Raw genomic sequence first — 20,520 nt, 5'->3', positions numbered from 1 at the left:
CATCCTTTACTAGCACGGAGCTGACTGTCATATTTGCTTGAACTCAAAGTAGCAAGGTATCAGCTCTCATCTGGACAGCGTATAACACAAAAAGTTAAGCGTTTATACTGATTCGCTTATTGAAGCAGATAAACCAATCAGTTAAAGTAGCCCCGCCATTGGCAAAATCCAATGGTCAAGGATTAGCACCCTTGCAAAGTGTCGTCCACTGGTAGGAAATTTCTGCCAGTGTGTCTGCTATCGCCCTTTCAATGGCGGTTCAGGCAGGGGAGGCTTCGGCCTCGCCGGATGACGACACCCGGTAGTGCTAACCCTGTCTGAATTGCCACCATCAATGTTCAATTAATGGAAGGGGTAGCAGGAATGATTGATATAAAAAAAGACTGGCATCAAGCCGATATTATTGCTGCATTACGTAAGCGTGGAACAACCTTAGCGGCTGTTTCTCGTGAAGCAGGACTCAGTTCATCTACACTGGCAAATACTCTTAGCCGTCCGTGGCCGAAAGGCGAATGGATCATCGCTAACTATCTCGAAATACATCCCTCAGAAATCTGGCCGAGTCGCTATTTTGATTCGTATGGCCGATTGATTGAGCGTCATGCACGCAATAAGCCACTGGAATAATTACTCATCATCAAACTTAGCCATTTTAGAAATCATGGCGTTTTGCATTTCAATTAGCGATTAGGGAAGCAGAAAGGCAAACATCGTATTTTCAAGTGATGTGATAAATGTTACAGAGAGCAATACGACAACGGCTTATTACCGTAGCGGTGTTAATCGGTTATACCTCACGCTACTGCCAGAAGGTATCCTATGGGTATCCTAGAAAAAACTAAGGGGCTGCACTTTTGATGCAACCCCTTGATAATTCTGGTGGCCCCTGCTGGACTTGAACCAGCGACCAAGCGATTATGAGTCGCCTGCTCTAACCACTGAGCTAAGGGGCCAGTGAAGTGGGAGAATTATACGGTACAGTTTGGTCTCAGGTCTAGTCCCGAAAATTCATATGCGCGTTTTATGTTCAATAATCAGCGACTTTTAACGTAATTTAACCGTTTGGTGGTAAGCTAACTTGGGTTTTAGTGATTCCGGTCGTTTTTTTGATAAATTATTCTGATTACTTATCGTACTTTGTCGTACTCTAACAGAGTTAGATTGGCACTTTTTTTTGCTTTCCATTGATTTTCACCCGTTCTCATCACTTTCTATAAAAATATTTCTGTGAATCAATATGAACAAACATCATTTGTCAGCGGCTATTTTTGACCATCATCAAATAGAAGATAAATTCTTTTCATCTATCAGCCAGATGCATGCGCATATCAGTGAACATGTTCGAGCCTATGTGACTGGGCTTGGAACTTATGCTTTAAATTTTTTGTTAGTGACAAATGGTCACATGAAAACAGAAGAGGCGCTAAAAATGGCTATTCAGTTGATGGATGAAAATGTGAGTGTTCCTTTTGGTATTTTTGCCGTGGAGCCTGATAGCAAAACTCTGGAAGTGATCCAGCAGGCCGGGTTTGTGCCCGATCCCGATAGTATGACGACGGCTATGCGGCTGGATTTGGCTAATTGGCAGATGAGCGAGGGTGCATTTTTGGCGTATGAAATCAGAAATGTTGATCACTGTCTGGCAGACTGGGCTATCCCGATAGAAAGTGCGTTTGAAACAGGAAATATGCTTTCAGGGCAATACCAGGCATGTCATCAAGCTGCTTTGGACACAGGGAAATGTCTGCAACATTATGCATTATATGTGGATGGACAGCCGCTCTGTGCTTTAACGTTGTCGAGGGTGGATAATATTGTTCGTCTTGATGATATTGGCACAGTAGTGGGAAAGCAGAGGAAGGGATATGCTTCTGCTTTAATAAATTATGTTCTGCATGAGGCCAAACAGTATGGTGCGGGCGCGTGTTATCTGGATGCCTCCCAAGATGGCAATGCGCTGTATCAAAGGATTGGGTTTAAGCCATTGTTTGAATATCAGGGGTTTATCCGTGAGTCATAAAAAAACGCCTGTCGGAACAGGCGTTTTTTAGGTTTATGAGCACATTCCCTGATCAGTCATCAAGGAAACTGCGCAGTACTTCTGAACGGCTTGGATGACGCAGTTTCCGCAGAGCTTTCGCTTCGATCTGACGAATACGCTCACGGGTTACGTCAAACTGTTTACCCACTTCTTCCAGCGTATGGTCGGTGTTCATGTCGATACCGAAACGCATGCGCAGCACTTTCGCTTCACGCGCAGTCAGCCCAGCTAGCACATCGTGGGTAGCAGAACGCAGGCTTTCTGATGTTGCAGAATCCAGCGGCAGCTCCAGTGTGGTATCTTCAATGAAATCTCCCAGATGTGAATCGTCATCATCACCTACTGGTGTTTCCATTGAAATTGGCTCTTTGGCGATTTTCAGCACCTTGCGGATCTTGTCTTCTGGCATCAACATACGTTCTGCCAGCTCTTCCGGTGAAGGCTCTCGACCCATTTCCTGCAACATCTGACGGGAAATACGATTGAGTTTGTTGATGGTTTCAATCATATGTACCGGGATACGGATGGTACGAGCCTGATCCGCGATAGAACGCGTGATTGCCTGACGGATCCACCATGTTGCGTAAGTTGAGAATTTGTAACCACGGCGATATTCAAATTTATCAACCGCTTTCATCAGACCAATATTACCTTCCTGAATCAGATCGAGGAATTGCAGGCCACGGTTGGTATATTTTTTCGCAATCGAAATAACCAGACGCAAGTTGGCCTCAACCATCTCTTTTTTCGCACGGCGAGCTTTGGCTTCACCGATGGACATACGACGGTTGATATCTTTGACCTGCTCAATAGTCAGACCGGTTTCTTCTTCAATTTGGCGCAGCTTTTGCAGGCTACGCATCACATCGTCTTCAACTTCTGACAATTTATCAGACCACGGCTTGTTCATCGCTTTTGCTGCGGTGAACCAAGTATCAGTCGTTTCATTGCCAGAGAACAGTGTGATGAAGTTTTTCTTCGGCATTTTGCACAGTTCAACACACATCTTCATGATTTGACGCTCTTGAAGACGTACGCGATCCATCATGGAACGCATATTGTTGACCAGATAATCGAACTGTTTCGGTATTAAACGGAATTGTTTGAATACTTCGGACAGCGTTAAAATTTCTGCTGCGGTATTCGGATGGCTGCGACCGTAACTCTTGATTGACTGACGGGTCGTTTCATATTGGTCGCGCAGTTCCTGAAACTTCTGGCGAGCCAATTCTGGGTCGATGCTGTTATCATCTTCGCTGTCAGTATCGTCTTCACTTTCTTCGTCATCATCATCGTCAGAGTCATCAAGCTCTGCCTGAGGAAGTTCTGAGCCAATGTGAGTGGCTGTCGGTGAAAGATCTTCTTCTGCATTAGGATCAACGAAGCCAGTGATCAAGTCAGACAGACGGCTCTCGCCTGCTTCTACACGGTCGTATTGCTCCAGCAGATATGTGATCGCTTCAGGATATTCGGCGACAGAGCACTGTACTTGGTTGATGCCATCTTCAATGCGTTTTGCAATGTCAATCTCACCTTCGCGAGTCAGTAGCTCAACCGTACCCATTTCACGCATATACATACGAACCGGGTCGGTGGTGCGTCCGATTTCTGACTCGACACTGGATAACACCTGAGCAGCAGCTTCTGCCGCATCTTCATCGGTGTCGTTTGTGTTTTCTGCCAACATGAGATCATCAGCATCAGGTGCTTCTTCCATTACCTGAATGCCCATGTCATTGATCATTTGGATGATATCTTCTATCTGATCAGAATCGACGATATCTTCCGGCAGATGGTCATTGACCTCAGCATAGGTCAGATAGCCTTGCTCCTTACCTCGGGTGACAAGTAGCTTTAGCTGTGACTGCGGGTTTTGCTCCATAAGACGGTATCCACACTTCAGAGTATTGGTTGGTATCGGTCGGCGAAACAAATATGCCAACAATAAGTTTTCTTGTATTGCTGCTTTCTTTAATAGAGGCAACCGTAGGGCTATGACCCTACCTAATGCGGCATTTAAGCCGTGAATTCTGTGTCTTCGTACTAAAATTTTGGTTTAGAACCTATTTCATCAGGCTATATTGCAATAATCACAAATTGCCATATAACCGAGTAATATAGTCCTGTTGAGATAGGCTCTTATTTTCTGCCACCGGACTCCGTGATTAATCTGACTTCTTCACGTTCTTCTGGTGTCAGGCCTTCTGTTCTTTCTTTGGCAATCAGAAAGCTGAAACGTTCATCAAGCGCTGATGCGAAAAGATGATTCAGCGCATCGCTAAAAGTTTTTTCAGCAATCTCATCTACCTGTATATCGTTCCATGCGGCGAGCTTTTCAAGCTGTTTTACGTACTTATTATCGCGATACTGCTCTAAAAGCTGCCCGGTTGTTAAGCCTGGTTGTGCAAGACATGTGTCGACAAGCTCAATGAATAACGGTAATCCCGCTATCTGAACTGAAAACAATCCTTGTAATGAAGGAACTAACGTCGCTAAATGCGGATTTTGTACCAACAATGCGATCAAGATACGCATTGTTGTTGGCTTCAGTTTTAGCGCCTGATAAGTACTGGTATCTCTTTTGACAAGTTTTGCCAAAAATCGTTCCAATTGTGTTGTATCAGGTGTTCCTAACAGGTTACCAAGTTCTTGCAGCAGGTAGAGTCGCAGCGTTTCTCCCGGGACTTGACTGATCAACGGCATAGCAAGCGAGCTGATCTTGGTCGTTCCTTCCGGGGTACTCAAATCAACTTGTGGTAACAGTGATTCGAACAAAAACACAGACAAAGTCAGCGCTTTTTCCATTCTTTGTTCAAATACTTCACGTCCTTCTCTGCGAATCAGTGAATCTGGATCTTCGCCATCAGGCAAGAACATAAAACGTAATTGCCGACCATCATTCAGATAGGGCAGCGCCGTTTCCAGCGCCCGCCAGGCAGCATCACGGCCTGCACGGTCTCCATCGTAACAACAAACGACATTATCGGTTGTTCGAAAAAGTAACTGAATGTGTTCGGCAGTCGTAGATGTTCCTAACGAAGCCACGGCATAGTCAATGCCAAATTGAGCCAGCGCGACAACATCCATATAACCTTCAACCACCAATAGCCTTGAAAGGGAATTGTGGTTCTGCTGTGCTTCATAAAGGCCATATAACTGGCGGCCTTTATGGAAAATCTCTGTTTCCGGTGAGTTCAGGTATTTGGGAAGCGCATCTCCCAGTACCCTGCCGCCGAATGCAATCACACGACCCCGACGGTCGCGGATTGGGAACATCACACGCTCGCGGAAACGGTCATAAGTGCGGCCATTGTCGTTTGTGACCAGCATTCCCGCGTCGTTTAACTGCTTTCGCTCTTCTGCATTATGGGCAAACCGTTTTAGGACGTTATCCCACCCCGCCGGAGCAAAGCCAATAGAGAAGCGGTGGATGACCTCTTCACTGAGCCCGCGTCTGAGTAAATATTGTTGGGCTGGTTGGCCGTTGGGCTCCGCCAGTGAATGTTGATAGAAACTGTTTATCGTATCCATCAACTGATAAAGGTTTTGTCTTTGGTGGCGTTCGATGTGACCGCCGCCTGAGTTTGCTTCGTAGGGCACTTCCAGCCCGTGCATGGCCGCCAGTTCTTCGATAGATTCGACAAAATCGAGCCTGTCATAATTCATCAGAAAATCAATGGCATTTCCATGCGCACTACAACCAAAGCAATGATAAAACTGTTTATCGCTATTAACAGTAAATGAAGGGGTTTTTTCGTTATGAAAAGGACAGCACGCTTGATGATTTTTGCCTTTCTTTTTGAGAGGCACTCTTAAATCGATCAAATCAATGATATCGGTTCTTGCTAATAAGTCATTGATAAATGCGCGTGGAATTCGTCCAGCCATAAGCCCTTTTACGCCTGTTGATGAACGAGAATAAGCCGCGCTTCCTTTGAGGAAAGCACGGCCTTTAACTGCAGTAGTTTGTTAATACAACCACTATGCGGATAGACCGCAAGGATTAGTACAAACGAGTGCGGCGTGCGTTTTCACGAGCGAGTTTTTTAGCGTGACGCTTAACAGCAGAAGCTTTAGCGCGCTTGCGTTCAGTCGTTGGTTTTTCATAGAATTCACGACGACGAACTTCTGCTAATACGCCTGCTTTTTCGCAAGAACGCTTAAAGCGACGCAGTGCTACGTCGAATGGCTCGTTTTCACGTACTTTAATTACTGGCATGTGCCTATCACCTCAATAGAAATCGGGTTTGTCGCTGGCGGGATAGTGCCAGCCGTCTTTAAAATGGTGCGGAATTTTACTTCAATGAACACGGCTTTGTAAAGTGCCGAGGAAAATTGAAACATACAACGCCACGGACTATAGCCCGCTTTTCAGCATATAAAACAAGCAAGCTGACATCGACGTTATTAACATTAACCACACAGGGTATCCAAGTAGGGGACTGATTATAGACTAAACAGAAAAAATAGTCAGCATGTAAATGGAGACAGTTGTGACACTGCTCATTGACGTGAATGTTGGTGTGAATAGTCGCTATAGACGGATGTGGTTATAAACGGATAGTGATACACTGACGCCCGTTGAGGTGGATGCAAAACATACGAATAGCATAGCGTCGATAGAGTAACGAATCGAATAGTAATACATGAAATAGTAATAAATCGAATAGTGACGAGACGAATAGTACAATGCGAGTTTTAGGTATAGAAACGTCCTGCGATGAAACCGGAATCGCAATTTATGATGATAAAGCCGGTCTGCTAGCCAATCAACTGTACAGTCAGGTAAAGCTGCATGCGGATTATGGCGGTGTTGTGCCTGAACTGGCGTCCCGTGACCACATTCGTAAAACGGTTCCCTTGATTCAGGCTGCATTGAAGGAAGCTGGTCTGACGAGCAAAGATATCGATGCTGTAGCTTACACCGCAGGCCCAGGTCTGGTGGGAGCGCTGTTGGTTGGGGCAACCATCGGTCGCTCATTGGCCTTTGCGTGGGATGTCCCTGCCATCCCTGTGCACCATATGGAAGGCCACTTGTTGGCACCGATGTTGGAAGAAAATACACCTGAGTTCCCTTTTGTCGCGTTGCTGGTTTCTGGCGGCCATACTCAACTGATCAGTGTAACCGGTATTGGTGAGTACAAACTGTTGGGTGAATCTGTCGATGACGCAGCAGGTGAAGCATTCGATAAAACGGCAAAATTACTGGGGCTGGATTATCCGGGGGGGCCTGTACTTGCTCGTATGGCACAGCAGGGAGAGGCGGGGCGTTTTGTCTTCCCGCGCCCAATGACGGATCGTCCAGGGCTGGATTTCAGTTTCTCTGGCCTGAAAACCTTCGCCGCCAATACGATTCGCAATCATATTCATGGTCATGATCCCAGCGAAGATGAACAGACCAAAGCGGATATTGCCCGGGCTTTTGAAGATGCGGTTGTGGATACACTGGCAATTAAGTGTAAGCGAGCATTGGAACAAACGGGCTTCAAACGTTTAGTGATGGCAGGTGGTGTCAGTGCAAATCGGACATTGCGTACCAAAATGCAGGAAGTGATGGAAAAACAAGGGGGAGAAGTTTTCTATGCTCGCCCTGAATTCTGTACTGATAATGGTGCAATGATCGCACTTGCCGGTATGATTCGTCTGCAAGGCGGCACTGAAGGTGCGCTGGGTGTGACAGTGAAAGCACGTTGGCCTCTGGCTGATCTCCCTTCTTTGCAAAAATGAAAATTCAACACGACCACACTAATGATCGCTAAAATTTAGCGATCATTGCATCGAATATTGGTTATTTATTTTTTCATTTCAATAACATGTGGTGGTGCTCCTGTTTTGGAGACGCTCATTTTGTACATGTTAGTGATGGTGAATCCGGTCTGTTTTGCCAGCGCTTCAAATTCGGATTGATACCGTTCTTTACCTAACAGAAGAACATCCATGTATAAATCAAAGGATTCTGCTTCTGCATTATTACGTTCTTTAATCATATCGATGATATATAGGGTCGAATCTTTATGCATGGCTTGATAACAATTCTTTAGAATGTCAACGACTTTCTCATCCGGCCAATTATGTAAAACATTTTTCATGCAATAGGCATCATATCCTGCAGGAATAGCGGAAAAGAAATTGCCGTTGATGAAAGTAATGCCTTCTGATTCTTGTTGACTAAAGTCATATTGGTCCATGACAGCACAGTTGATATTGGGGTGATTTTTTTTAATTTCTTTGGCTAAAGCGCCTTTTCCTCCACCGACATCAATGACTGATGAAATATTATGCAGCGGAATATGCTTAATAATATCTTCATTCATTATATTGGTAACTTTAGACATTAAGTTATCGAAGGTATTTTTAAGAACTTTATTCTGCTCATGACCAAAATAATCAAAAAACTTCTCATGATAATGGATTTCAAAAGCCGATTTATTATTTTCTTCATTTAAGGAAGCGTTGTATTTTGTCCAAGAACTCCAACAGATTGGATTTAATTCAAATTTTATATGCAATGTCTCAAGGCTATTCGGATCGCTTAGTGATGAGCACTGTTCGGTAAGATAAAATTTATCGTCTTTTTCCAGTAATACACCAAGTGACTGCATGTAATTGAGTAGTCGATGAAATCTATCGACGGAAACATGACATAGCTTAGCAAGTTGTTCCGCAGTTTTTCCATCTTGAGTGCTTAAATATGTCGGTGCGTGACTTTCAACAAAAGTAAACAGTGCAATAGATTTACGATAGACAGTGGTCATTTCTGTAAGCATTATTGATGTCCTTATGACAATCATTGTAACTATTATTAATTTATGAGGTAGTTATTTAATTTATTTGAAGAATATTTTTTATTATAAACCTTATTAAATGGTAGCTAAGAAATATTATTTTTAATTCATTTTGTTTAAATTTATTTATAATTATTTTTGATAGAGTTATTAAACAATATTGATATCCGCCATTTTTATTTAATATAAAAAGAATGGATATAATCATATTCACTAATTAAGTATGATTAAATGTTTTTGTGTGATTAAAAAATATTGTTTCTTATTAATAAAAGAGGTTGTTTTAAATAAATATGGCAGATAGTTTTCTTTTTGAATAAGGGCTGCTACGGCAATTGAACAGGCTCCAGATGTAGGGCGGTGCTTTTCAGAGTCGCGTTAATAGAAAAGGTAGGTAGCCCCTTAGTGGGGGGCTATCTGTTATTACTCGTCTTGCTGTTCCCGCTCTTTAACAGCTTGAATTCTTTCTTTATCCGTCATTTCCTGTTTCTTTTTCAGCTTCTGCCAAATACGGCTTTCCTGCCCACGCCAAAGGCGCTGAATATTATCGTGATGGCGCAGAAGTATCAGACAGGAAAGCATCGCGACGGGAAAGGTTAATTCAGGTTTAAACCACCAAACGTAGAAAGGAGCGATCAACGCACTGACAATGGCACCCAATGATGAGTAACCGCTCAACAGCACGGTCAGTAGCCATGTACCAGAAATTAATCCCATAAGATCCCAACCAATGGCGGCAATCGCCCCAAATGCAGTCGCAACGCCTTTACCGCCTTTGAAGCGGAAGAACACGGGGTAAATGTGGCCTAAGCAGGCGGCAATGGCGATAATGCCCAAATAGGTGGGTTGAATATTGAGTTTGTACGCCAGCCAAACTGGAATCATCCCTTTCAGGACATCGCAGATAAGCACTGCCAGTGCAGCACCTTTGCCGCCGATGCGCAGTACATTTGTTGCCCCCGGGTTACCGGAACCATTCTGGCGGGGATCGGGTAGTCCTGCCAAACGGCAGATCAATATCGCGCTGGATATGGAGCCACATAGGTACGCGAAGATGATCATGCCAAGTGCGATAGCACTCATAAGATATCTCCAATGAATAAGGGTCGTTTTCTTAACTCTAACAATGGATAATACGCACATTTGGCCGGAAGTGGTATCCGGTGAACCGAAAAACGGGGAAAAGGTCGTGATGGATATCGTATTTATAGAAGAATTAGCGGTCATTACTACAATTGGTGTTTATGACTGGGAACAGACAATTAAACAGAAACTGGTGTTCGATATCGAAATGGGATGGGACAACAAACGCGCGTCTTCCAGCGATAATGTCGAACACTGTCTGGACTATGCCAAAGTCAGCGAAGCGGTGATCCACCACGTGGAAAGCCAGCGTTTTGCCTTGGTTGAGCGGGTGGCAGAAGAGGTAGCGGATATTTTACTGAATCAATTTCATTCACCCTGGGTAAAAATCAAAGTCAGTAAACCGGGTGCGGTTGCTCAGGCAAAAAGTGTTGGCGTGGTGATTGAACGTAGTTTAAATGGCTGATTTGATCAGTTCCCGCATTAAAAAAGTGCCTCAAATTGATAGATTATTTAGGGCGCTTTTACCAATTACCGGAAATGATCAAGCATCAGACATTAATCAGTAGCGTGTTGTTTCCATTTGGTGATGGCGAGTTGGCGTTGCCTATCTAATTCGGTACGGATCTCAGCGCCCTGGAACCCACGGGCAATTACGTCTTGGACATTCACCTGACTGGCAGTGGCAAAGGCGTCACGCAAATAACGCCCCTGCGGATAGCGGGATGCTTCCAGTTCGGCATATGCACGGGCGTCAGCTTGGCTACAAAGAATCAACTGCTCAATTCGTTGGGGCTTGCGCCATGCGTCCACGGCATTAAACAATGCCAGCAGGGTTTCTGGAGGCAACTGTTCGGCAGTGTGTACCCAATCGTGGTACTGCGCCACAATGACAGCAAGATCGCGTGCTGCATTGGGAATGCGCAGTCGTTCGCACATCTGCTTAACCTGCATGGCTTCGGTGTGCGCGCACAATGAGGCGAAACGAATATCGATTTCTTGGCTTAATTGAGTGGCCATGTGTAAGGCTTTCAATGCATGAATGCCTTCATCCATTTGAAGGGGTGATTTCTCCCATGAGGAAATGGAGGCTACACCAAACAGGCGATCGATCTCTGGGAAAAGAATTGCCAGTGCACCACAATCACGTAAAACCTGAAAGTAGATTTGCGGTGAGGGTGACGTAAGTGCCTTTTCGGTTTCCCGCCAGATCCGTTCGGGCGTCAGGGATGACAACTCGCCACTCTTCACCATTTTTGTGATGAGTGATTGGGTTTCCGGCGCAATTGAGAAACTCAGGTGAGCAAAGTAAGCGGCAAAACGAGCCAGACGCAGTACACGCAATGGATCTTCTGAAAATGCGCCAGAGACATGGCGCAAAATGCGATGCTTGAGATCATCAGCACCATGATAAGGATCGATCAACTCGCCTTCGGCAGTTTGTGCAATGGCGTTAATCGTCAAATCTCGACGCAGCAGATCTTCTTCCAAAGTCACGTCGGGAGCGGCATAACAGGTAAAACCGGTATACCCCTGACCGGATTTTCTTTCTGTGCGTGCTAGCGCGTACTCCTCATGGGTTTTTGGATGCAGGAAAACGGGGAAATCCTTCCCGACCTGTTGATACCCTTGTGATAAAAGCTCTTCCGGACTGCCTCCGACTATCACCCAATCTCTTTCTGTCACGGGCAGACCCAAGAGTCGATTGCGAACAGCACCGCCAACCAAATAAACTTTCACTTTCTATTCCCTTAAATTAGCTCATCCAGCGATCTTTGCGTTTGCGGCGTGGAATAATATGTGGCAGTACAAGACCCAGGATGAGGCCGATACCTGCGACTGCGCCACCATAGATGAACCACTGTAAGATAATTTCTCTTTGTTTATCATCTAACTGTAAATTGGCCATATCTACCTTTTTTTCAGCTACAGTCAGTTTGTTTTGGATCTTGGCATTTTCTTTTTTTAGATCGTTAATAATCTTATCGCTGGCAGCCACTTTGTTTTGCATATCTGCGGTACGTTGCTTCCAGTCATTATCAATATTAGCTAGCTTACCCGTCAGAGTTTTGATCTCTTGTTCCATAGCAGGAATGCGTTCATGCAGGCTGGGAATGGTGTTCAGTTCATTGGTTAAGATCCAGCTTATACGCCCTTTGCTATCCTTGACTTGTGAGTAACCATTTTCTGAATTATTACTCAACAAGATGACTTCTTCACCTGAATTCAGCGAACCCATGATACGGTGTTGATTGCTTGGGCCGCTACGAATGTAAGCTGATAACTCATCAGAGACATAACGTTTTTCTTCGGCATGTGCGGATAATGGTAGAGTAAAACCCAGTAACAGGATAAATAATCGATGTAGTTTTTGCATTCTGTGCTCAACTGTTCTTTTCTTTGTGTATAGGACTATTGTGATCAAACTACTCAAACGGATAGTAAAGAGTTAAGTTTGCAGGTGCAATCAGTAAACCAGAATGAGAACTCTCTTAACTGACCGAATACAGGCCTGGTTCGTGGTTTTTTTTGCGAAGTGAGCATAATCATTGTTGAGATAACCCCCTATTGTGGTTTATTTTTTCTCTTTACCCCAACGTTCCCCAAAAGAAGTTACTCGCAGGGAGAAGCGTATTCTCCTGTGGAACCCGCAGTATAAATTGAGAGATAAACATATGCGTTCTGTAGAGGTAGAGTTAAAATTGTCTGTCAAGCCCGATGCGATACCGGCAGTTCGCCAGCAATTGTTTCAGTTTCCTCACCATTATTTTTCACCACAACACCTGACTAATATTTACTTTGAGACGCCAGATAATCAATTGCGTCGCTGGGATATGGGGCTGCGTATCCGTGGTTTTGATGGGCACTATGAAATGACCATCAAAACAGCCGGCAAAGTGCTGGGTGGATTGCACCAGCGGCCTGAATTCAATGTGCCACTTCATCATCCTGAACTGGATTTGGCTCAGTTTCCTGCCCATATCTGGCCTGAAAATACCGATATTACACAATTACAGGCTCAACTGACTGCGTTGTTCAGCACTGATTTTACCCGTGAAAAGTGGATAGTGAACCACGGACAGAGTGAAATTGAAGTCGTATTGGATCAAGGTGTCATTAGTTCTGGTCATCGAACGGCCGCTATTTGTGAGTTTGAACTGGAACTGAAAAAGGGGAATGTGGCAGATATTCTGTTACTGGCGGATAAACTGGCATTGCAAGAGGGGTTGCGGCTGGCAAATAAGAGCAAGGCGGCGCGGGGATATGCCCTTGCGTATGGTTTGACTCAGACCGATTTATCGCAGGTTCCCGAAACGTTGGGATGGCAGCAGCCATTATCTGTTCTTCTGCCTGAAATTTTAGCGCAGTGGCAGGAGCAGGAAGAAGGATGGCTGGCAGGTATACCTGAAGGAAAAACAGGATTAGAGCAGGTTTTGGTGTGGGTAGAGAAGCTTACAGAACAACAGGCGGAAGCGTTGCCTGTATTTGGCGCATTGCCTGCATTAAAAGGGGCTTTATCAGCAGTGAATGTAGATGCAGAAACATTGTGTTACAGCGCATCATGGTTGCAATGTAAGCTGGCGTTAACTCAGTGGTTGATGGCTCAAGCACGATAAAACCAGTCTCTATAAAATAATCGCAATAATAACGACACGATAACGAACGGAAACCCTGCTATGTTGCCACTTTCAGTGCCTTTGGCTCACCAATTACAGCATGTCGTTGCTAATTTCCAACAATCAGCGGGAACAATAAAATCCTTTGCGCCACATGAACAGGCAGTGTTGTCTTTGAGTGACTTTGTGGCGGAAAATCTGCTGTTACATCCGACATGGCTTGATGAAATCCGTCAGAATCCTCCTCAACCGGAGGAAGGGCAACACTATTCTGATTGGTTAAATCAGGCGCTGTCTGTGGCAAGTGATGAAAATTCACTGATGCGAATTCTGCGCCTGTTCCGTCACAGAATGCTGGTCAGGATTGCGTGGTTGCAGGCGCTGCAAGGCAGTACGACAGAACAGATATTGCAACAACTGAGTATGTTGGCCGAAGTTTTGATTGTGGCAGCCCGCGATAGGTTGTATCTGCGTTGCTGTCAGGATTGGGGAACTCCAACCAATCTTGAAGGCGTAGCACAGCCGTTGTTAATCCTTGGTATGGGGAAATTGGGCGGTGGGGAACTCAATTTTTCCTCCGATATCGATCTGATTTTTGCCTATCCCGAAAATGGTGTGACGCAAGGTGGACGGCGCAAAATGGATAATTCCCAGTTTTTTACCCGGCTGGGGCAGAAACTCATTAAAGTGCTGGATCAACAAACGGTGGACGGATTTGTTTATCGTGTAGACATGAGATTGCGGCCATTTGGTGATAGCGGGCCACTGGTGTTCAGTTTTTCGGCACTGGAGGATTATTATCAGGAGCAGGGGCGTGACTGGGAGCGTTACGCTTTGGTGAAAGCGCGGATCTTGGGGTACGGCGAGCAGGCGTATTGCCAGGAACTGCGCCAGATGTTGAGGCCGTTTATTTTTCGCCGTTATATCGATTTCAGCGTGATTCAGTCTTTGCGTAATATGAAAGGCATGATTGAGCGGGAAGTGCGCCGTCGAGGTTTAAAAGACAATATTAAACTGGGTGCAGGTGGGATCCGCGAAATCGAATTTATCACACAGGTATTTCAGCTGATCCGGGGAGGGCGGGAGCCGAGCCTGCAATCCCGTTCATTGCTGCTGACATTGAAAGCGATTGAAGCATTGGCATTGTTAACACCGGAACAGGTGAGAGAGCTTGAAGAAAGTTATCTGTTTTTACGTCGGCTGGAAAACTTGCTTCAATCCATTCGTGATCAACAAACACAGACTTTGCCGGAAAGTACGCTGGATCGCGCTCGCTTGTCTTGGGGCATGGGATTTGCAGATTGGGATGGGTTGTTGGCGGAAACAGAGCACAGAATGCAGGCTGTTCGAAGCATCTTCAGGCAATTGATCGGTGATGAAACTGACGAAAATGTCGAAGAAGCCAGTCATGTGCCGTTTAAGAGTGTATGGCAGGAGGCTTTGAACAGGGATGAATTGATGACGCTTGTTCCTCATCTTGATGAGGTGGGTGCTCAAAAAACGCTCGATGTGATTGCCCTGTTTCGTCACGATGTCAGTAAGCGCACTATTGGCCCACGGGGGCGTGATGTTCTCGATCGGTTGATGCCTCGTCTGCTGGCAAAAATTGGGGTGAGGGAAGATACCAATACGGTTTTGGAACGAATGGTTCCTTTGCTGCTCAATATCGTCAGCCGGACGACTTATTTGGAGTTGATGCTGGAATCAGAACAGGTGATGACTCACGTTATCCGTCTGTGTGCCGCTTCCCCGATGATTGCCAGCCAGCTTACTCTCCATCCTTTATTACTGGATGAACTGCTCGATCCTAAATCGCTGTATGAACCGTTGCCACTCGAAGCCTATCGCGATGAATTGTATCAATATTTACTGCGCATTCCTGAAAATGATGAGGAGCAGTTGCTGGAGGCGTTGCGGCAATTCAAGCAAGCGCAGTTATTGCGGATTGCCGCAGAAGACATTGCGGGTGTACTGCCTGTCATGAAAGTCAGCGATCATCTGACTTATCTGGCGGAAGCGATTATCGGGACTGTGGTACAGCAGGCGTGGAACCAGATGGTAAAACGTTATGGTGCGCCAGCGCACTTATCCCAGCAACAAGGACTGGGTTTTGCCATCATCGGCTATGGCAAGTTGGGAGGATGGGAACTGGGTTATAGTTCCGATCTGGATCTGGTGTTTTTACTGGATTGCCCAATGGACGTAGTGACTGATGGAGAACGCGCCATTGATGCCCGTCAATTTTATTTGCGCCTTGCCCAACGCATTATTCACTTGTTCAGTACCCGGACGGCTTCGGGAGTGCTGTATGATGTTGATGCCCGTTTGCGTCCATCCGGTGAATCGGGCATGTTGGTCAGTACCCTCGATGCTTTCGACGATTACCAGAAACATGAGGCGTGGACATGGGAACATCAGGCATTAATTCGGGCGAGAATGGTTTTTGGTGATGAGAAAATGCGGGGTGATTTTGAACGTATTCGACGTGAAACTCTATGCAGGTCTCGCGATCCGGATCTCTTGTGTCAGCAAGTGCGTGAAATGCGCGAGAAAATGCATCGTCATTTAGGTAGCCACCAACATGACCAGTTTGATATCAAGGCTGATCCGGGTGGGATCACGGACATTGAATTCATCGCCCAGTATCAGGTACTGCGCTATGCACCGGAAAACGCAAAGCTGACTCGTTGGTCTGATAATGTACGCATTTTCGAATCGATGGCGAACTATAACATTATGGATGAACAGGAAGCGATGGCGCTGACGCAGGCTTATATCACCATGCGTGATGAACTGCATCACCTTGCCTTGCAGGCCTTACCCAGTCGTGTTCCTGCCGAAAGCTTCAGCCAGCAGCAAATATTGGTGCGCGATAGCTGGCAGAAATGGCTCGGTCGTTGATAATGTGAGGGGAACTGAGCTTTTCCTGCTGGATTTTGCTGGCATTCAGTCAGGTTATGGTAATATCCGCAACAGTTTATTTTGATATTTGGAGCATGGGATGAAAGTAACACTCCCTGATTTTCACCGCGCAGGTGTTTTGGTTGTTGGCGATGTGATGTTAGACCGCTATTGGTACGGCCCAACCAGCCGCATTTCACCGGAAGCACCGGTGCCTGTGGTTAAGGTGGATACCATCGAAGAGCGCCCTGGTGGGGCGGCCAACGTTGCCATGAATATTGCGTCGCTGGGGGCAAATGCACATCTGATCGGTTTGACGGGCATTGATGATGCTGCGCGGGCATTGAATGAAAAACTCAGTAGTGTGAAAGTCCAGTGTAATTTCGTCGCTGTCCCAACGCACCCAACTATCACGAAACTGCGTGTTTTGTCGCGTAACCAGCAATTAATCCGTCTGGATTTTGAAGAGGGCTTCCAAAATGTGGATGCCCAGCCAATGCTGGAAAAGATCCAACAATCCCTGCCTCATGTCGGGGCGCTGGTGCTTTCAGATTATGCCAAGGGTGCACTGAGTCAGATACAGACAATGATTAAACTGGCTAATGAAGCCCATGTGCCTGTACTGATCGATCCAAAAGGCAGTGATTTTGAGCGCTACCGTGGCGCAACGTTACTCACACCGAATATGTCAGAATTTGAAGCGGTTGTGGGGCACTGTAAGGACGATGACGAACTGGTGGAGAAAGGCACAAAACTGGTTCAGGATCTGGAATTGAATGCCCTGCTTATTACCCGTTCTGAACGAGGAATGAGTTTACTGCGAGTAGGGCAGCCACCTTTGCATCTGCCAACTCAGGCACAGGAAGTCTTTGATGTGACCGGGGCGGGTGATACTGTGATTGGCGTACTCGCAACGGCGCTGGCCGCAGGGAAACCATTGAATGAAGCCTGTTATCTTGCTAATGCGGCGGCAGGTGTTGTTGTCGGCAAACTGGGAACCTCCACTGTTTCGCCAGTGGAATTGGAAAACGCAGTGCGTGGCCGAGCAGAAACCGGGTTTGGTGTGATGAGCGAAGCACAATTGAAAAACGTGGTGGCACAGGCGCGTCAGCGCGGTGAACGCATTGTCATGACCAATGGCTGTTTCGATATCCTGCATGCAGGGCATGTTTCTTACCTGTCCAACGCTCGCAAACTGGGCGATCGCTTAATCGTTGCCGTTAACAGTGATGCTTCTACCAAGCGCCTGAAAGGGGAAACTCGACCCGTGAATCCGTTGGATCAGCGTATGATCGTGTTGTCCGCACTGGAATCGGTGGATTGGGTTGTGGCATTCGAAGAAGATACACCACAGCGCTTAATTGCAGGCGTTCTGCCGGATACCTTGGTCAAAGGCGGTGATTATACGCCAGAAGAGATCGCGGGCAGTCAGGAAGTCTGGGCGGCTGGTGGGGAAGTCATGGTATTGAATTTTGAGGATGGTATCTCGACCAGCAATATCATCAAAGCTATCAAAAACCAGTAAATTTGCTGCATCTTACCGCATCATTATGCCGTTATGTTTCCTGAGGGACATAAACGGCATCGCCTAATTTATGAGGGAGAATTGTGCACAGTGGCAATTCTCCTCACGCAATTATTCCGCTTGCTCAGTTTTCTTTTCAATTCCTGCCTGCGGGTTTCCGATACGGGCCTCCAGTTCGTCCAGACGTTGTTCCATTGCGGCCAGTTTTTCACGGGTACGCAGTAAAACTTGAGTCTGGATATCAAACTCTTCACGGTTGACGAGATCTAATTTGCTCAGCTGGGATTGCAAAACAGTACGCAATTTTTTTTCTACGTCATCACCAAATTCTTTCACGCCTTTCGGCATAGAATTATGGATTTGGCGGGCAATTTGTTCAATTTTCTTTGGATCGAGCATGATAAGCATCCTTTTGTGACATAACGGTGTTGTCGCTATTTTAGTACCTGATAGCGAAAGCATAAATGATTGCGAGCCAGGTTTCATATTTGATTTTGTTGATTGCCCCTACGAATTATTAGAGCTATAGTGCAAATGTTTATCTCAGGGCAGGGTGAAAGTCCCTACCGGCGGTAAAGTGAAAGAACTTTCTGGTGATTTCATGAAGCCCGCGAGCGCTCTGTTTGCAGTTATCTTTTTTGTTGTTCGCTGATGTCTCAGAACAACGATGGATAAAACAGAGGTCAGCAGATCCAGTGTGATTCTGGAGCCGACGGTGATAGTCCGGATGGGAGAGAATAACAGCATCAATCGAGTGCTTGCGCTCGCCTGTTGTTTTGTTGCCGTATTTTTTTGCAGCATCAACTCCTCAAAATTGCCCTGATTCTGGTAACCCATAAATTTAAAGAGGTTTTTTTACCATGAATCAGACGCTACTTTCCTCATATGGCACGCCATTTCAGCGTGTTGAACGTGCAATCGCTGCTTTACGCGCAGGTCGCGGAGTGATGGTACTGGATGACGAAAATCGTGAAAATGAAGGTGACATGATTTTCGCTGCCGAAACGATGACCGTAGAACAAATGGCATTGACCATCCGTCATGGCAGCGGAATTGTGTGTCTTTGCCTGACCGAAGAACGTCGTCAGCAACTGCAATTGCCCATGATGGTGGAAAATAACTCCAGTCAGTATCAGACCGCTTTTACCGTCACCATTGAAGCAGCACAAGGGGTGACAACGGGAGTTTCTGCAGCGGATCGCATTACCACTATTCACGCTGCTATTGCAGAGGGTGCGCAGCCAAATGATCTGAGTCGACCAGGGCATGTTTTCCCCCTGCGGGCACAGCCGGGAGGGGTTTTGACCCGTCGTGGTCATACTGAAGCGACTATTGATTTGGTTAAACTGGCAGGTTTTAAGCCAGCAGGTGTGCTGTGTGAACTGACAAATGATGATGGCTCAATGGCTCGTGCTTCTGAAGTGATTGAATTTGCAAAACAGCATGATATGCCAGTCGTTACCATTGAAGACTTAGTAGACTATCGCCAGCAGATGGCGAAGGCTGCCAGCTAAGTCATATTGTTTTCTGCCATATTGTTTTCTTGGGTGAAATAGAAAGCTGTTCGGAATAGAAAACGTATCGGGATAGAATATATCGGTTATATTGTGTGTACGCTTGAAAGGCCGCAGTCCACACCCTGCGGCCTTCAGTATTTTTGAAATACTCCATCATTTTTGATTGGCTGTATTCAAGGAAGAAAAGTCGTAATCTTGCCATAATATTTTTGTCATTATTGACAATCGACGTAATCCAGAATGTTTAATTTGTTGTATGAGGGACGAAAATGAGTCTCCTGAGAATACCCGCTTTATTCGTTGGTCATGGTAGTCCAATGAATGCCCTTGAAGATAACCGCTACTCACGTACTTGGTTCGAACTGGGGAAAAAATTGCCCAGACCGAGAGCCATTCTGGTGATTTCTGCACACTGGTACACTGATGGGACGGCTGTGACAGCCATGATTCAGCCAAGAACCATCCATGATTTTGGCGCTTTTCCTCAGGCACTGCACGAGATGCAGTATCCGGCTAAAGGTTTTCCTGAATTGGCGGTGTTGGTACAAGATATCCTTGAGCCCATTGAGGTTGAGACCGATTTTGAACAGTGGGGTTTGGATCACGGGTCTTGGGGTATTTTGGCGAAAATGTATCCAGATGCAGATATTCCAGTGATTCAGTTGAGCATGGATCGCAACCAACCGGCTTCTTTTCATTATGAAATCGGTAAGAAATTAGCGGTACTGCGAGATGAAGGCATTTTGATCATGGGCAGTGGTAATGTCGTGCATAACCTGCCTGCCGAAAAACTGGGTGCAGAGCCTTATTCTTGGTCGCTGTCTTTTGAGCAGTTTGTCCGCGAAAGCTTGACTAGCCTTGAAGAACCACATCCCTTGTTCCATGCATTGGACAGGGAAGATGGTAAATTATCCAACCCAACGCCAGAACATTTCCTGCCGCTGTTTTATGTGATGGGAACATGGGACAAAAAAGAGCCGATTTCAACCCCTGTTGAGGGTATTGAAGATGGCTCTTTGAGTATGTTGTCGATTCAAGTCGGATAACTGCA

17 protein-coding genes, 1 tRNA gene and 1 riboswitch are annotated in these 20,520 nt (G+C 45.9%); of the genes, 9 read left to right on the top strand and 9 right to left on the bottom strand.

Going from position 1 to position 20,520, the window contains the following annotated elements:
• Nucleotides 1-363 precede the first annotated feature (363 nt).
• Nucleotides 364-627, top strand: a complete 264-nt coding sequence (locus PSI22_RS11480; protein ID WP_273579861.1) for a helix-turn-helix domain-containing protein — start codon at nucleotides 364-366, stop codon at nucleotides 625-627.
• A gap of 250 nt (nucleotides 628-877) precedes the next feature.
• Here the strand turns inward: PSI22_RS11480 and PSI22_RS11475 are convergent.
• A tRNA-Ile gene (locus PSI22_RS11475) sits at nucleotides 878-953 on the bottom strand.
• Between the two features lie 284 nt (nucleotides 954-1,237).
• On the opposite strand from PSI22_RS11475, the gene PSI22_RS11470 reads away from it, so the two are divergent.
• On the top strand, nucleotides 1,238-2,020 hold the full coding sequence (locus PSI22_RS11470; RefSeq protein ID WP_273579860.1) for a GNAT family N-acetyltransferase: 783 nt from the start codon (nucleotides 1,238-1,240) through the stop codon (nucleotides 2,018-2,020).
• A 52-nt stretch (nucleotides 2,021-2,072) separates the two neighbouring features.
• Here the strand turns inward: PSI22_RS11470 and rpoD are convergent, their stop codons facing one another.
• The 3 genes from rpoD to rpsU form a co-directional block, all read right to left on the bottom strand.
• A complete protein-coding gene (rpoD, locus tag PSI22_RS11465) occupies nucleotides 2,073-3,923 on the bottom strand; it encodes an RNA polymerase sigma factor RpoD (protein WP_273579859.1) in 1,851 nt (616 codons plus the stop codon).
• Between the two features lie 257 nt (nucleotides 3,924-4,180).
• The gene (gene dnaG, locus PSI22_RS11460) at nucleotides 4,181-5,929 is read right to left on the bottom strand and encodes a DNA primase (RefSeq protein ID WP_273579858.1); all 1,749 of its coding nucleotides are present in this window, start codon (nucleotides 5,927-5,929) and stop codon (nucleotides 4,181-4,183) included.
• A 115-nt stretch (nucleotides 5,930-6,044) separates the two neighbouring features.
• Nucleotides 6,045-6,260 carry a 30S ribosomal protein S21 gene (gene rpsU, locus PSI22_RS11455; RefSeq protein WP_001144069.1) on the bottom strand — a complete coding sequence of 72 codons (216 nt, stop codon included), beginning with the start codon at nucleotides 6,258-6,260 and terminating at the stop codon, nucleotides 6,045-6,047.
• A 470-nt stretch (nucleotides 6,261-6,730) separates the two neighbouring features.
• Between rpsU and tsaD the strand changes: the two genes are divergently transcribed.
• The gene (gene tsaD / locus PSI22_RS11450; RefSeq protein WP_273579857.1) at nucleotides 6,731-7,768 is read left to right on the top strand and encodes a tRNA (adenosine(37)-N6)-threonylcarbamoyltransferase complex transferase subunit TsaD; all 1,038 of its coding nucleotides are present in this window, start codon (nucleotides 6,731-6,733) and stop codon (nucleotides 7,766-7,768) included.
• Nucleotides 7,769-7,833: 65 nt separating this feature from the next.
• Here tsaD and PSI22_RS11445 read toward each other — a convergent pair whose 3' ends face one another.
• Nucleotides 7,834-8,808 carry a methyltransferase gene (locus PSI22_RS11445; RefSeq protein ID WP_273579856.1) on the bottom strand — a complete coding sequence of 325 codons (975 nt, stop codon included), beginning with the start codon at nucleotides 8,806-8,808 and terminating at the stop codon, nucleotides 7,834-7,836.
• A gap of 441 nt (nucleotides 8,809-9,249) precedes the next feature.
• Nucleotides 9,250-9,909, bottom strand: a complete 660-nt coding sequence (plsY, locus tag PSI22_RS11440; RefSeq protein ID WP_273579855.1) for a glycerol-3-phosphate 1-O-acyltransferase PlsY — start codon at nucleotides 9,907-9,909, stop codon at nucleotides 9,250-9,252.
• Between the two features lie 109 nt (nucleotides 9,910-10,018).
• Here plsY and folB point away from each other — a divergent pair, with 109 nt between their 5' ends.
• Nucleotides 10,019-10,375, top strand: a complete 357-nt coding sequence (gene folB / locus PSI22_RS11435; RefSeq protein WP_273579875.1) for a bifunctional dihydroneopterin aldolase/7,8-dihydroneopterin epimerase — start codon at nucleotides 10,019-10,021, stop codon at nucleotides 10,373-10,375.
• A 92-nt stretch (nucleotides 10,376-10,467) separates the two neighbouring features.
• Here folB and PSI22_RS11430 read toward each other — a convergent pair whose 3' ends face one another.
• Nucleotides 10,468-11,649 carry a multifunctional CCA addition/repair protein gene (locus PSI22_RS11430; RefSeq protein ID WP_273579854.1) on the bottom strand — a complete coding sequence of 394 codons (1,182 nt, stop codon included), beginning with the start codon at nucleotides 11,647-11,649 and terminating at the stop codon, nucleotides 10,468-10,470.
• 16 nt (nucleotides 11,650-11,665) lie between these two features.
• Nucleotides 11,666-12,286 carry a TIGR04211 family SH3 domain-containing protein gene (locus tag PSI22_RS11425; protein WP_273579853.1) on the bottom strand — a complete coding sequence of 207 codons (621 nt, stop codon included), beginning with the start codon at nucleotides 12,284-12,286 and terminating at the stop codon, nucleotides 11,666-11,668.
• A gap of 298 nt (nucleotides 12,287-12,584) precedes the next feature.
• Between PSI22_RS11425 and PSI22_RS11420 the strand changes: the two genes are divergently transcribed.
• The 3 genes from PSI22_RS11420 to hldE all read left to right on the top strand — a co-directional run bounded on the left by PSI22_RS11420 (nucleotide 12,585) and on the right by hldE (nucleotide 17,952).
• Entirely contained in the window at nucleotides 12,585-13,526 is a 942-nt protein-coding gene (locus PSI22_RS11420) for a CYTH domain-containing protein (RefSeq protein ID WP_273579852.1), read from the top strand.
• Nucleotides 13,527-13,586: 60 nt separating this feature from the next.
• On the top strand, nucleotides 13,587-16,427 hold the full coding sequence (glnE, locus tag PSI22_RS11415; protein WP_273579851.1) for a bifunctional [glutamate--ammonia ligase]-adenylyl-L-tyrosine phosphorylase/[glutamate--ammonia-ligase] adenylyltransferase: 2,841 nt from the start codon (nucleotides 13,587-13,589) through the stop codon (nucleotides 16,425-16,427).
• A gap of 100 nt (nucleotides 16,428-16,527) precedes the next feature.
• Complete coding sequence (gene hldE / locus PSI22_RS11410; RefSeq protein WP_273579850.1) at nucleotides 16,528-17,952, top strand: bifunctional D-glycero-beta-D-manno-heptose-7-phosphate kinase/D-glycero-beta-D-manno-heptose 1-phosphate adenylyltransferase HldE; 1,425 nt, start codon at nucleotides 16,528-16,530, stop codon at nucleotides 17,950-17,952.
• Between the two features lie 111 nt (nucleotides 17,953-18,063).
• Here hldE and ubiK read toward each other — a convergent pair whose 3' ends face one another.
• Entirely contained in the window at nucleotides 18,064-18,351 is a 288-nt protein-coding gene (gene ubiK / locus PSI22_RS11405; RefSeq protein ID WP_038249286.1) for a ubiquinone biosynthesis accessory factor UbiK, read from the bottom strand.
• Between the two features lie 136 nt (nucleotides 18,352-18,487).
• A riboswitch (FMN riboswitch) is annotated at nucleotides 18,488-18,695 on the top strand.
• A gap of 117 nt (nucleotides 18,696-18,812) precedes the next feature.
• Between ubiK and ribB the strand changes: the two genes are divergently transcribed.
• Together ribB and ygiD are read left to right on the top strand one after the other, a co-directional pair.
• Nucleotides 18,813-19,466 (top strand): 3,4-dihydroxy-2-butanone-4-phosphate synthase, encoded by a 654-nt coding sequence (ribB, locus tag PSI22_RS11400; RefSeq protein WP_273579849.1) that lies wholly within the window; start codon nucleotides 18,813-18,815, stop codon nucleotides 19,464-19,466.
• 272 nt (nucleotides 19,467-19,738) lie between these two features.
• Complete coding sequence (ygiD, locus tag PSI22_RS11395; RefSeq protein WP_273579848.1) at nucleotides 19,739-20,515, top strand: 4,5-DOPA-extradiol-dioxygenase; 777 nt, start codon at nucleotides 19,739-19,741, stop codon at nucleotides 20,513-20,515.
• The last annotated feature ends 5 nt before the right edge of the window (nucleotides 20,516-20,520 follow it).

This window comes from Xenorhabdus aichiensis, from assembly GCF_028598775.1.
GTDB lineage: Bacteria > Pseudomonadota > Gammaproteobacteria > Enterobacterales > Enterobacteriaceae > Xenorhabdus > Xenorhabdus bovienii.
The sequence above is the reverse complement of the archived record's forward strand: the minus strand, read 5'-3'. Positions and strand labels throughout refer to the sequence as shown.